Below are 12,946 nucleotides of genomic sequence, written 5' to 3' on the forward strand. Positions count from 1 at the left end.
CGGCCCCTGGCATCCCCTGTCCTGGGAGTCGCCAGGCGTCCATCCTTGGAGGAGGAGGACGGATGCGCGAGATCGACGTTGACTTCGCCGCGTGGGCGCGAGCACGGCAGCTGCGACTGCACCGCGCCGCCTGCCTCGTCGGCGGGGACCCGGAGCGGGCCGAGCAGGTCGTCCTCTCGGCCCTCACGAGCGTCGCCCTGCACTGGCACCACGTGCGTCAGGGCGACCCCGACGCGTACGTCCGGACGCGCGTGCTGCACTCGGCCGTGGGCGCCGCCGAGGACGACGTGCACGCCGGCCGCATCCCGAGCGGGCTGCCACCGCCTCTGCGTGACCTGACGCCCCGCGAACGGACCGTTCTCGTGCTGCGCCGGTACGAGGGCCGGTCGGTGGACGACACGGCCGAGGTCGTCGGACTCTCGCCCGAGAAGGTGCGCCGGGCCGAGCGTCGAGCGCGCGCGGCGCTCGCGTCGGGGGCACCCCTTCCGCTGACGGACGACGCGGTCACCGCGACCCTGGAGACCGCGGTCGCCGGTGTCCGCGCGGTCGACCTGGCGGAGCGCGCGTGGCACGACGCGCTGCTGCGCCGGGCGACGACGCGACGCCGTGCCGTCACGGCCTTCGCGGCGGCCGCGCTCGTCGTCGGAGGCGCGGCCCTCGGCGGCCGCGACCCCGTCATCACCCCCGCCTCGACATCGTCGCCCGTCAGCCTCACGCAGGTGCCACTGCTCCAGCAGGCCGTCTGGCACACCACCTCCGGAGGCCTGAGATACGTCGTCGCCCCGCCGGCCGGCGCCGAGGCCGACCAGCCGGTGCTCGACGTGGGAATGCCCGCCGTCATCGACCCCGGCCGGCAGCATCACCTGGCGAGCGGACCGCGCCCCACCGGCCTGGGTGCCTTCGGCGACGCCGTCTACCTCGAGCGGCGTGCACCCGGGCGCTGGGTGCCCGTGCTCCTCTACGGCGACGGTGAGCTGCTCACGCTCGACACCGTCGTGCTGACGGACGTCCGCACCGCCTCGGGGCAGATCCGCCCGCCGCTCGGCATCTGGGCGTTCTCGGGCGACAAGACGTCGCTCGCCTTCGCCCAGCCCGGCAAGGTCGTCGTCTTCGACGTTGACACCCGTCAGGTGCACTCCGTCGCCGTCCCGTCCCGCACGCTCGAGTGGGCGGCCTGGCGAGGAAACCATCTCCTGGCCGGCTCGGCCGACGGGCTGTGGTCGCCTGGCCTCTCGTCGAGCCCACCCGCGCCACAGCCGCCGCGACGGCCGGGCGCGCGTGAGTTCCGGGTCGAGGGCGGCCACACCCTCCTCGACGAGCACGCCCCCGACGTGGGCACGCGCCCGCGAAGCGTCGGCTGGCCGAGGATCGCACCGGTGGGCGAGACCGTCTCCGACGCAAGGCAGTTCGCCTCAGCGTTCAGACTCGCCGCGGGCGCTGCTCGGGACGTGGAGGCGGTGAGCCCTCGACAGGTCATCGTCGCGACGAACAGCCTGGGCCGCGACCGCATGCTCGTCTTCGGGGAGGAGCAGCCGCGGGCGGTGGACTGCTGCTCCGTGTTGGGCTGGACCGTGCACGGCGACCTCGTCTACGTGTCGGAGGCTCCCAGCGGGACGTGGATCATGGCGTGGAACGTCGAGACCGGTGTCGTGCGGCGGGTGTCGCAGTTCCTCACCTCGAGCGACGTGCCGCCGGTCATCGCGCTCGGCGCACGTTTCACCGTGGGCTAGAGCGCCGCGGGACCACGTGGGGCTCAGGCACCACCGGGCACGACGGCCAGCAGCAGCGTGGCGAACCACGTCAAGCCACCGACGGCGAGCAGGAACCAGCCGATGACTGCCATGTTGCCTGCGCCCTCGGCGCGGGACTCGACGGCACGTCGACGCCCGACGACCACGAGCACGAGTCCCACCGTCAGCCAGACGAGGCCGATGAGCAGACCAGCGAGAACGCCTGCGCTCCAACGCATCTCAGCAACCCTCCGGGTGCGGGGCCCCGGTCACCAGAGGGCGGCGACGAGCACGTTGACGACCGCGGCACCGCCAGCGATGTCGAGCAGGTTGCCGGTGTCCTGACCCTTGCGGCCGCGGGCGGCGCCGATCTCGGCGGCGACGAGCACGACGAGCGCGATGACGAGCTTGACGGCGATCTTCGTGTTGTTGACCGTGTGGTCGTCGTCCTTGATCGCCGAGGCGATGCCGACGAGCGCGAGGCCGGTGACGAGCTGTGCACGGGCACCCCACACGATCGGAGCGATGACGGTGCGGCCGCTGCGGACGGCGATCCAGCCTCCGACGACCGCGGCCATGCCGAGCAGGTGGAGGGCGACGAGGAGGTTGTAGACGAGGTCCATGGCCGACATCCTACGGAGCGTCGTACGTCGTGCGAGCGCGCCCCTCCCCGGCTAGGACCCCGGCTCACCCGCCAGCTCGTGCAGGGCGGCCAGCCGCCGCCACGAGGACGTCAGGCGATAGTCGCCGATCCGGTCGTACGGCACCCATCGTGCGTCGGACGTCGTGCCCCCGACGTCGTGGATGACGATGTCGGTGGGCACGGGACACGTTGCGGCATAGACGATCCGGACGGCGTGGAAGTCTTCGAGCACACCCGACGGCGCACGCCCCACCCAGTGCTGCGACTGGACCGTGAGCAGCTCGCCGAGCTCGATGCGCTGCCCCGTCTCCTCCCACACCTCCCGGTGGACACCCTCGACGGGCGACTCACCGTCGTCGAGGCCACCGCCGGGCAGCCCCCAGTCCCCGGACACGTGGGTCTGGGTGTTGAACTGCGTCAGCAGCAGGCCGCGTCCGCTCGTCACGACGGCGTACGCCGCGACCCGCTGGTAGGGCTCGCCCACCTCGTCGTCGCCGACCCCAGCGTCCCGAGACACCGCCTCGGCCCGAGGGCGTATGCCGTCCAGCTCGCGCACGCGGTACCCGACCTCGAGCACCCCGTCGTCCACCACCGTCGCGAAGACCGGGGACTCGACGAGCCAGCCTGCCGCGCCGAGCACGACGTCGGGGTGCTCGCCGTGACCCAGTCGGGCATCGGCGACCCGCGTGCCGTCGCCCCGGACCCCCACGACGCGGAGCCCACCCGGCACGTTGGTCCTCATCGCCGCACCAGCCCGACGGCCCGCTCGTACTCCGACACGGCGAGCGCCGCGACACGCGACCACTCCTGGTCGGGCGGGTGCTCGACATTCCACCGTCGCAGGCGGTCGACCTCCCCGACGTTCGCGGCCAGTCGGGCGATCGCACCGGACATCTCCGAGTCGCTCGACACGACAAGGCCGTTCACCCCGTCGGTGACGAACTCGCCCACCCCTGAACCGGATCGCCCGATGACCGGCAGGCCCACCGTCCGCGCCTCGAGGGCTGCGATCCCGAACGACTCGAGACGGGCCGGCGACAGGTAGACGTCGGCGGCGGCATACCTCTCTCGCAGCTCGTCGCGCGACACCCGCCCCGGCAGCGACACCCAGTCGAGCCCGCGATCGCGCACGAGGGCCTCGACCTTGCGCCGGTCGGGCCCCTCCCCCAGCACGGTCAGCGTCACCGAGCCCGGACCGGCCACCCGCTCGGCCTCGGCGACGAGCTCGACGAGCGCCGCGGGACGCTTGCGCGCGGCGAGGCGCATCGCGGTCACGAGTCGGAGCGGGCCCGGTCGGCGCGTGACGGGACCGACGGCCCAGCGCGCCACGTCGATGCCGTTCGGCAGCACTCCCACCGCCGCGTCCGATCCGACGAGCCGACGCAGCGGCTCGGCGGCGACGTCGGACACCGCTGACATCGCGACCCCTCGCGCGGCCCAGCGCCGCACGAAGCGGGCCGCGTCGAAGACCGGCGCCATCCCGGCGAGCATGCAGTGCCACGTCATCGCGGTCGGCAGTCCCAGGCCGACGGTGACCCGCGTGCAGTCCCACGCGAAGGGCGAGACGACACCGGTCTGCACGTGGGCCACGTCGAAACCCCCGGCCACGAGCCGTCGGCGCAGCTCGGCCGGGGCGAACGGGTTGATCGGCAGCTCCCACGGCATGCGGGCCGCGAGCCGGTGCACCGGCACGCCGTCGACGACCGTGACGGCGCCGTGCATCTCACCTCCAGCACCGCGAGTCGCCGTGAAGACCTCGACCTCGTGGCCGGCGGCCTGCAGGTGCTGCGCGAGGTCGTGCGTCTGGACCTCGATCCCGCCCAGTCGGGGCAGGTAACAGTCGGACAGGAGCGCCACCTTCACGGAAGACACTGTGCCATGGGCCAAGATGGGTGACTGTGCCGCACACGCTCCTCGCCTTCCACGCGCACCCCGACGACGAGGCCCTGCTGACCTCGGGGACCATGGCGCGCGCCGCCGCGGAGGGCCACCGGGTCGTCGTCGTCGTCGCGACGGACGGCGAGCTCGGCCTGGCCTCCACCGACTTCACCGGGGACGGGACGCTCGCCGCGACCCGGATGGACGAGCTGCGCGCGAGCGCCCGGGCCCTCGGCGTCGCCCGCGTCGAGCACCTCGGCTACGCCGACAGCGGCCTCGGTCCGGAGGTGGCGCCCGACCCGCCGGGCGCGACGCGCTTCGTCCGCGTCGACGTCGAGGAGGCGGCCCAGCGCCTCGCCGCGATCCTCCGCGAGGAGCGCGTCGACGTCCTGCTCCACTACGAGCCCAACGGCGGCTACGGGCACCCGGACCACAAGCAGGTCCACGTCGTCGGCACCCGTGCCGCCGCGCTCGCGGGCACCCCGAAGGTGCTCGAGGCGACGGTCCCCCGCGACACGATCTGCCGCGCCATCGACCTCGCGGCGAAGGTCTACCGCTTCCCGCCGGAGTTCGACCGGTCGAGCTTCGACCGCGCCTTCTCGGCGCGCAGCGAGATCACCCACCGGATCAGCGTCCGCCGGCACATCGCGGCCAAGCGCGCCTCGATGCGCGCCCACGCCTCGCAGGCCAGCGCCGACGGCGGCGCCGACCGCACCCTGGCCGCCTTCCTGCGGATCCCGCGCCCCCTCTACGACCTCGTCTTCGGCCGCGAGTGGTTCGTCGACCGCTCGGCTCGCCCCGGTGACCCGATCCGCCGCGACGTCTTCGACGGCGTCGCCTGACCCACCTCCCGGCCTCTCGACGGGTGCGCCCCGCAGACGGGGCCCGGACGGTGTGACGCCCGTCCCGAACGCGCGCTGTGGGGTCGCGGGCGGCGGACCATGGAGGTGTGACCTGGTGGCGCGGCCGCTCCCCGGCGGTCTTCTTCGTCGCGTCGGCCGCCCTGCTGGCCGGCGGCGCGCTCGCCGCCCTGTCGGGGAGGGAGGAGCTGTCCCGCGCGCTCTGGGTGGCCGCCACCGTGCTCGGGCTCGCACTCTCGGTCCTCTGGACGGTGCGGTCGGTCGCCGAGCGCCGCGCCACGGTCGACGTCATCGCCGTCCTGGCCCTGGCGGGTGCGCTCTGGGTCGGGGAGGAGTTCGCGGGAGCCGTGGTCACCCTGATGCTCGCGAGCGGCCGTCTGCTCGAGGCCCGGGCGGCGGCCCGCGCCGACCGTGAGCTGCGCCTGCTCGTCGAGCGCACACCGCGGACGGCCCGGCGGCGCACGGGCTCCCGCGTGGACCGCATACCGGTGGAGCAGGTGTCCCCGGGTGACGTGCTCGTCGTCGGCACGGGCGAGGTCGTGCCGGTCGACGGCCGGCTGCTCGAGGCCGGCACGTTCGACGAGTCGGCGCTGACCGGCGAGCCGATGCCCGTCGAGCGGCCGAGCGGGGACGACGTGCGCAGCGGGGTCGTCGACGCCGGCTCTCCGGTCGACATCGTGGCCACCACGTCGGCCTCCGAGTCGACCTACGCGAACGTCGTGCGACTCGTCGAGCAGGCGCAGGCGACCTCGGCCCCCTTCGTCCGCACGGCGGACCGCTTCGCCGTGCTCTTCGTCCCGCTGACCCTCGCGCTGGCGGGCGCGGCCTGGGCCCTGGCCGGGTCCCCGCTGCGAGCCGTCGCGGTGCTCGTCGTGGCCACCCCGTGCCCGCTCCTGCTCGCCGCTCCGGTGGCGATCATGTCGGGCCTGTCCCGGGCCTCGCGGATCGGTGTCGTCGTCAAGGGCGGCGCGGCCCTGGAGGCCCTCGCGGCTGCTGAGGTCGTGCTCTTCGACAAGACCGGGACCCTCACCCACGGGCGGCCCGAGCTCACGGCCGTCGTCGTCGCCCCGGGAGCCCCGCCCGCCGCGGACGTGCTGCGCCTCGCGGCCTCGCTCGACCAGGTCTCGCCCCACCCGCTCGCGAGCGCCCTCGTCGGGGCTGCTCGGGCCCGCCACCTCGACCTCGTGCTCCCGACGGCCGTCCACGAGGTGCACGGCTACGGCCTCGAGGGCCGGGTCGGCACGACGACGGTCCGTCTCGGCAAGGCCCGGTGGATCGTCGGTGCCGACCCGGCGTGGCTGCGCCAGGTGCGCCGCCGGGCCGCGCTCGACGGGTGCCTCACGGTCTTCGTCGCCCTGGACGGCCTGCCGGCCGGAGCGTTCCTGCTCGAGGACCCCGTGCGGGCGGATGCTCCGCGCATGGTCTCGGCCCTGCGCGAGGCCGGGATCCGGCGGACCGTCCTGCTCTCCGGTGACCGCGCCGACATCGCCGAGACGGTCGGCCGGATCGTCGGCGTGGACGCCGTCCTCGCCGACCGCGACCCCGCCGACAAGCTCGCGGCCATCCGCGACGAGTCGGCCACCGCGCGCACCATCATGGTCGGCGACGGCGTCAACGACGCGCCCGCCCTCGCGGCCGCCGGGGTCGGGGTCGCCCTCGCCGCCCGTGGCGCGACGGCGTCGTCGGAGGCCGCCGACGTCGTGCTCACGGTCGACCGGGTCGACGCCGTCGCGGACGCCATCCTCATCGCGCGCCGGTCCCGCCGGGTCGCGCTGGAGGCCGTCGTGGTCGGGATGGGTCTCTCGCTCGTCGCCATGGTCGCCGCAGCGGCCGGCCTCCTGGCGCCGGCGGCGGGCGCAGTGCTCCAGGAGGGCATCGACGTCCTCGCGATCGGCATCGCCCTGCGTGCCCTGCTCCCGACCCCGCTGCACAGCATCCCCATGTCGGCCGAGGACGTCGCCACGGCGCGTCGCCTGCGCGAGGGGCACGACATCGCCATCGCCGCCGTCGAGCAGGTCCGGGCCGTCGCCGACGGTCTGCACACCCACGCGTGCGACCTCGCCCCCGTGCGAGCGCTCCTCGACCGGCTCGAGGCCGAGCTGCTCCCCCACGAGCGCGACGACGAGGCGGAGCTCATGCCCCTCGTGGCCCGGGCACTCGGGGGGCCGGCCACGACGACCATGCGGCGGACGCACGCGGAGATCGAGCACCAGGTGTCGCGGCTGCGCCGGCTGCTCGACGGGATCGAGGCCGGCTCCGTCGCCCCCGAGGACGTCACCGAGCTGAGGCGGCTGCTCTACGGCCTGTACGCCGTGTGCCGCCTCCACAACAGCCAGGAGGAGGAGGGCGCCTTCGCGCTCGTCCCAGCGGGGCCCCTCGTCTCCGCGCCCGCCCGACGCGTCGGTCGTCACCGTGCACCCGGCTGACGGGACGGGCCCCCTCACGATGCCGACGGCGTATGCCGTGTGCCCGGGCGGGGGCCGTCCGTGCGGTCCCGCCGACCACGCCATACTGGTCGTGCCGCACTGCGCGGCAGCACCACCGGAGCGGAGGCTCGGATGACGGCGGGACTGGAGCACACGTGGGTCGCCCACTACGCCAAGGGTGTTCCGGCCGAGATCGAGCCACCTGTCTCCTCGCTCGTCGACCTGCTGACCGAGGCCGTGACCACCTACGGCGACCGTCCGGCGCTCGAGTTCTTCGGCGCCGAGCTGTCCTACTCCGACCTCGGGCGCCGGGTCGACCTGGCGTCCGAGGGCCTGCGCCGGCTCGGGGTCCGTCCGGGCGACCGGGTGGCGCTCGTCCTGCCGAACTGCCCCGAGCACATCGTCGCGTTCTACGCCGTGCTCCGGCTCGGAGCGGTCGTCGTCGAGCACAACCCGCTCTACACCCCGACCGAGACGGCTCACCAGTTCGGTGACCACGGTGCGACCGTCGCGATCGCGTGGGACCGCATGGCCACGACGATCACCGCACTCTCGGGTGTCGCGCACGTCGTCGCCGTCGACATCACCGCGTCGATGCCCTGGACGAAGCGCCTCGGACTGCGGCTGCCGGTCCCCCGGGTCCGGGCGCTGCGCGCGCAGCTCACGGGGCCGGCTCCCGGCACGACCCCGTGGTCCGACGTCCTGAGGCACGGTCCGCTCGACCGGTCGACGCCCGGGCCGTCCGTCCACGACCTCGCCGCGATCCAGTACACGAGCGGCACGACCGGCGTCCCCAAGGGCGCGATGCTCAGCCACGGCAACCTCATGGCCAACGCCGCGCAGGGACGTGCCTGGGTGCCCGGCCTGACCCCGGGTCAGGAGGTCGTCTATGCCGTGCTGCCGATGTTCCACGCCTACGGACTCACGCTGTGCCTCACCTTCGCGATGAGCATGGGGGCTCGCCTCGTGCTCTTCCCCCGGTTCGACGTCGACCTCGTGCTCACCGCCGCGAAGAAGCACCCACCGACGTTCCTGCCCGCCGTGCCACCCATCTACGAGCGCCTCGCCACCGCCGCCCGCGAGCGCGGGATCGACCTGACGGCAACGCGCTTCGCGATCTCCGGTGCCATGGCGCTGCCCCGCGAGACGCTCGAGCTCTGGGAGGAGGTGACGGGCGGCCTGCTCGTCGAGGGCTACGGCCTCACCGAGACCTCGCCCGTCGCCCTCGGCAACCCCATCGGGAGCGACCGCCGGCCCGGCGCCGTGGGCGTGCCCTTCCCCAGCACCGACATCCGCGTCGTCGACCCCGACGACCCGACCCGCGACCGCGACCCGGGCGAGCGTGGGGAGCTGCTCATCCGGGGGCCGCAGGTCTTCGGCGGCTACTGGGGCCGGCCGGAAGAGACCGCGGCGGCCCTGCTCGACGGCGGCTGGTTTCGCACCGGCGACATCGTCGTCGTCGACCCCGACGGCTTCGTCTCGGTCGTCGACCGCATCAAGGAGATCATCATCACCGGCGGCTTCAACGTCATGCCGTCGGAGGTCGAGGCCGTGCTGCGCACCGTCCCCGGCATCACCGACGCCGCCGTCGTCGGGCTGCCGAAGCACGACGGCAGCGAGGACGTCGTGGCGGCCGTGACGACCGAGCCGGGTGTCGAGCTCGTCGTCGAGGACGTGCGCGCCCGCTGCCGGGCGGACCTCGCCGCCTACAAGGTGCCGCGCCGTGTCGTCGTCGTCGACGAGCTGCCTCGGTCGCAGATCGGCAAGGTCCTGCGCAAGCAGGTGCGCGAGTCGCTCATCGAGAGCTGACGCCCGGCACCCTCACCGCCGGACGGCATACGGCCGAAAGTCCTTCAGGCAGAGGGCGTCTCGAAGACGATGGCCATCGGCGTCTGCTCGGATCCCTGTCCCAGCGGGTTGTCGGCGAACATCAGCTCGTAGCGCTCCTTGGCTCCCGGAGCGTCCTTGCCGAGGACGTTGCGGCCGATGTCGTTGGCGTCCATGACGACCGTGCCGCCGAAGGTGTCGCGGTAGGCCTCCGGCACCCGCGCGCGGATGGCTGCCGACAGGTGTGCGGCCACGTCGTCGGGGTCCTTGGGACCGAGCTTGGCCGACACGTTGGCCGGGTAGACGGAGTACTCGGTCGGACCGTCGATGGCACGGATGTCACCGCCGACGAGGTCGTAGAACAGGCCCCGCTTGCCGAGCACCTTGCCGACGGCACCACCTGCCGAGGCGAAGAGCACCCGCGGCAGGCCCGCCTCCTCGATGGCGAGCTGCATGGTGAAGGGCGAGCCGAGGCCGATGCCGGCCGGGGTGCGCGTGACGTAGCGGCTGAGCAGCCGGGCCGGGCGGCCGACCTTGATGTCCCAGATGAAGTACGAGCGCCCCTGCGTGATGGCGACGATCTTCTCGGAGATGAAGAAGTACCACCGGCCGCTCGTGGCTGCTGCGTGCTCGGGGCCGGCCTCGGGCAGGCCGGAGAAGAAGCGGTCGATGTAGCCGAGCGTCTTGGCCTCGAGGTCGTCCTCGCGCGCGTAGAGCTCCGTGCGCAAGGGGTAGCGGCGGACCGCGGTGCCGTCCTCCGTCACGAGGTCGAGCTGCTTGCGGGCGTTTGGCTCGTAGTCGGTCTTGACGTGCGCTGCCTGACCGGGGTCCTGCGGCTCGCGCTCGTCGAAGAACTCCTGGAGCCAGAGCTCGAGGTTGAGCATGCGCCACACGGTCATCGAGTCGATCGAGTTCGTGCCCTTGATCCAGCCCTCGAAGGCGTGCAGCACCGCCGTCTGGTCGAAGTAGGGCCGGTTGGCGAAGGACTCGGAGAGGAACTCGCCGTAGATGTGGTTCTTGAGGCGCATGAACCACTCGCCCTGCGGCGTCGTCGCGCCGACCTTGTCGCGACGGTCGACGACGGAGTCGGGCAGCAGTCCCCGCATCGCGTCACGGAGCACGCGCTTGCCGACGCCGTCCTTGACGAGGGCGTCGTCGGCGAGGCCGAAGACGAACCGCACGAGGTCGCGGTCGACGAACGGCATCCGCACGGCGACGCCGAAGCGGCGCGCGTTCTTGTCGGTGTAGCGCAGACGGGCCGGCAGCGAGCCGGTGAAGACGTCGTCCACGAGACGGGCCCGCAGGTCGGCCTTCTCGACGTCGTAGCCCTCGGCGGCGTGGGCGCGGGCGAAGTCGGCGTCGAGCAGGGAGGCCACCGGCACGTCCTTGCGGCCGTGCAGCCGGTCGCCGATGAGCGGCCGGCCCCGGCGGTAGAGCACGTCGAGCGAGCGCCCGAGCTCCGAGGCGGCACTCACCGCGCTGCGGTGGCGCAGCTCGCGCAGGTGGATGAGGTGGTGCGGGCCGAAGCCGGCCAGGGTCTCGTCGCCGCCGTGGCCGTCGAGGACGACGGCGTCACGGTCGGCCGCCTCGCGCAGCACGCGGTACTGCGTGTAGGCACCGGTCGAGACCAGCGGCTCCTCCTGGGTGCGCACGAGGTCGCGGAGGTCCTGCTTGAACTCGGTCGGCGACGGCTCGATGCGATGCTCGCGCACCCGCCCGTCGAGCGCGGCCACGACGGCGTCGACGTGCGTGCGCTCGTCGTTGCGCGAACCGGGGTAGATCGCGGACCACGTGTCCTGAACGGGATCGGCGGCCGACCGGCCGGGCTCGTGCTCGACGACGTCGAGCAGCGCCGCGACAGCCGCCGAGTCGAGACCGCCGGACAGGGCGGTGCCGACGCGACCCGACGACGTGGCGCGGCGTCGCACGGCAGCCGTCAGCAGGGTCCGGAACTCGGCGGCGACCGACGGGGAGTAGGGCCGCGGCGCCTTGCCGAGGGCCAACAGCTCCTCGCGCAGCCTGGTGAAGGGACGACGCTCCACACCACCGGGCAGGTCGGCCCCGAGGGTGACGACCTCGCCCGCCCCGACGCGCTCGATGCCTGCGAAGAAGGTGGACCGGCCGTCGTCGTGGACGCGGAAGCGCAGGTAGCGGTAGATCGTGCGGTCGTCGGGGCGACGCTCGTGCAGGCCGCTGTCGAGGATGCCGCGGATCTCGCTCGCGACGAGCCACCCCTCACCGGCCCGGGCGAGGTAGAGGGGACGCACGCCGAAGTGGTCTCGTGCGAGCGTCATCCGCCGGGTGTCCCGGTCCCAGACCGCGAGCGCGAAGGCTCCGTCGAGCCGGTCGAGGCCGTCGGTCCCCCACTCGGTGAAGGCCGCGAGGACGACCTCGGCGTCGCTGCCCACACCGAAGTCGTGACCGAGGGTCTCGAGGTCGGCCCGCAGCTCGGCGCGGTTGTACAGCTCGCCGTCGAGGGCGAGCGTGAACCGTCCACCACGGGACACTGCCAGCCTGGCCACGTCTGCGTCGTGGTGGTCGGCCGCCTCCTGCGGTTGTCCCGCGCGGACTCCGAGGCCGGCGTCTCCGTCGCGGGACGTCGCGCCAGGACCGGCACCGGGGTGCGTCGCCAGCAGTCGGTCGAGCAGGGCCTCGTCGGCCTCGAACCCGCAGTAGGCCGCGATTCCACACATGGCGTCAACCCTAACGGGCCGTGGGAGGCCCCTCGTCCAGCCACGGGGCGCCGACCGCCCGCCCGAGGCGCAGCGGCCACCGGAGCATCAGCCACAGCACGAGCGATCCCAGCAGGAGCGAGGCCACGACGTCGCTGAGCCAGTGGAAGTGCAGCCACAGGAGGGACACCACGACGAGCCCGCTCCACACCAGGGCAGCGGCCCAGGCCGTCGTCCGGCGTCGCGGACGCAGGCGCGACACCAGCTCTGCGGTGACACCTGCGCACACGAGCGCGGTGGCGGTGTGGCCGGAGGGGTAGGAGCCGTCGCCGCCGAGCATGCCGGGGACAGCGGGGGACGTCCGGCTGATGAGGCCCTTGCCGAGGAGGACCGTGGTCGACACCACCACGATCGAAGGTGCGGCGAGCAGCAACGGGCTCCACCGACCCGTCCGCAGGCAGACGGCCATCGTGACGGCGCCCACCACGGCGACCGAGAGCACCGGCGTCGCCAGCTGCACGATGCCGAAGGTCAGCAGGTCCGGCAGCACCGGGCCGGTGCCCCGCCCCGGGGTCAGCGCGAGCACGCGGTCGTCGAGCCTGATCGCAGCGCCGTGCCGCACGACGCTCAGCGTGAGGAGCACGAAGCCCGCGCCGAGCAGCAGCGCCACGGCCGGCCCCGACACGTGGTGCCACAGCCCGTCGGGGTGCCCCGGCGCCGGAGCACCCGCGGGCGGCGAGGGATCCCGCGCCGGCCGGCGGTTCGCGCGGGTCGTCATGACCCCACGGTAACGAGGGGACCGGTGGCGGAGGACCACACGCATCGTCCCGGTGTGAACTCACCGGTGTGCTGCCGACGTCTTCGGATGAGGAGCCGCGTCGTGTCGACCACGGCCCGTCCCCCACCGCGA

At 73.7% G+C, this 12,946-nt stretch carries 10 protein-coding genes; 4 read left to right on the forward strand and 6 right to left on the reverse strand.

Annotated elements, in window-relative coordinates:
• Positions 1-62: 62 nt before the first annotated feature.
• Complete coding sequence (locus H283_RS0117510) at positions 63-1,730, forward strand: RNA polymerase sigma factor (protein WP_020144830.1); 1,668 nt, start codon at positions 63-65, stop codon at positions 1,728-1,730.
• Between the two features lie 23 nt (positions 1,731-1,753).
• On the opposite strand, the gene H283_RS0117515 is transcribed toward H283_RS0117510, so the two are convergent.
• From H283_RS0117515 to H283_RS0117530, 4 genes are read right to left on the reverse strand one after another with little or no spacing between them, the layout of a single operon-like run.
• Positions 1,754-1,969, reverse strand: a complete 216-nt coding sequence (locus H283_RS0117515) for a hypothetical protein (RefSeq protein WP_020144831.1) — start codon at positions 1,967-1,969, stop codon at positions 1,754-1,756.
• Between the two features lie 30 nt (positions 1,970-1,999).
• Entirely contained in the window at positions 2,000-2,353 is a 354-nt protein-coding gene (locus tag H283_RS0117520) for a hypothetical protein (protein ID WP_028785695.1), read from the reverse strand.
• Between the two features lie 51 nt (positions 2,354-2,404).
• Positions 2,405-3,115, reverse strand: coding sequence for an NUDIX hydrolase (locus H283_RS0117525; protein WP_020144833.1), 711 nt, complete (start codon positions 3,113-3,115; stop codon positions 2,405-2,407).
• A complete protein-coding gene (locus tag H283_RS0117530; protein WP_020144834.1) occupies positions 3,112-4,236 on the reverse strand; it encodes a glycosyltransferase in 1,125 nt (374 codons plus the stop codon). The genes H283_RS0117525 and H283_RS0117530 overlap by 4 nt, the downstream gene beginning before the upstream one ends.
• A gap of 35 nt (positions 4,237-4,271) precedes the next feature.
• On the opposite strand from H283_RS0117530, the gene H283_RS0117535 reads away from it, so the two are divergent.
• From H283_RS0117535 to H283_RS0117545, 3 genes are all read left to right on the forward strand, one after another.
• Positions 4,272-5,093, forward strand: coding sequence for a PIG-L deacetylase family protein (locus H283_RS0117535; RefSeq protein ID WP_020144835.1), 822 nt, complete (start codon positions 4,272-4,274; stop codon positions 5,091-5,093).
• A gap of 107 nt (positions 5,094-5,200) precedes the next feature.
• The gene (locus H283_RS0117540; protein WP_020144836.1) at positions 5,201-7,537 is read left to right on the forward strand and encodes a heavy metal translocating P-type ATPase; all 2,337 of its coding nucleotides are present in this window, start codon (positions 5,201-5,203) and stop codon (positions 7,535-7,537) included.
• A 132-nt stretch (positions 7,538-7,669) separates the two neighbouring features.
• The gene (locus H283_RS0117545; RefSeq protein ID WP_020144837.1) at positions 7,670-9,346 is read left to right on the forward strand and encodes a long-chain-fatty-acid--CoA ligase; all 1,677 of its coding nucleotides are present in this window, start codon (positions 7,670-7,672) and stop codon (positions 9,344-9,346) included.
• Between the two features lie 44 nt (positions 9,347-9,390).
• Here the strand turns inward: H283_RS0117545 and H283_RS0117550 are convergent, their stop codons facing one another.
• The gene (locus tag H283_RS0117550; RefSeq protein ID WP_020144838.1) at positions 9,391-12,057 is read right to left on the reverse strand and encodes an asparagine synthase-related protein; all 2,667 of its coding nucleotides are present in this window, start codon (positions 12,055-12,057) and stop codon (positions 9,391-9,393) included.
• Between the two features lie 10 nt (positions 12,058-12,067).
• Positions 12,068-12,814, reverse strand: a complete 747-nt coding sequence (locus H283_RS25625; protein ID WP_156023285.1) for a phosphatase PAP2 family protein — start codon at positions 12,812-12,814, stop codon at positions 12,068-12,070.
• Positions 12,815-12,946: the final 132 nt, after the last annotated feature.

Source organism: Terracoccus sp. 273MFTsu3.1 (assembly GCF_000383675.1).
Taxonomy (GTDB): Bacteria; Actinomycetota; Actinomycetes; order Actinomycetales; family Dermatophilaceae; genus Terrabacter.

Coding starts and splice junctions, on each gene's coding strand:
- H283_RS0117545 (WP_020144837.1), top strand. CDS start 7,670: ATGACGGCGGGACTGGAGCACACGTGGGTCGCCCACTACGCCAAGGGT.
- H283_RS0117550 (WP_020144838.1), bottom strand. CDS start 12,057: ATGTGTGGAATCGCGGCCTACTGCGGGTTCGAGGCCGACGAGGCCCTG.
- H283_RS25625 (WP_156023285.1), bottom strand. CDS start 12,814: ATGACGACCCGCGCGAACCGCCGGCCGGCGCGGGATCCCTCGCCGCCC.
- H283_RS0117520 (WP_028785695.1), bottom strand. CDS start 2,353: ATGGACCTCGTCTACAACCTCCTCGTCGCCCTCCACCTGCTCGGCATG.
- H283_RS0117525 (WP_020144833.1), bottom strand. CDS start 3,115: ATGAGGACCAACGTGCCGGGTGGGCTCCGCGTCGTGGGGGTCCGGGGC.
- H283_RS0117510 (WP_020144830.1), top strand. CDS start 63: ATGCGCGAGATCGACGTTGACTTCGCCGCGTGGGCGCGAGCACGGCAG.
- H283_RS0117515 (WP_020144831.1), bottom strand. CDS start 1,969: ATGCGTTGGAGCGCAGGCGTTCTCGCTGGTCTGCTCATCGGCCTCGTC.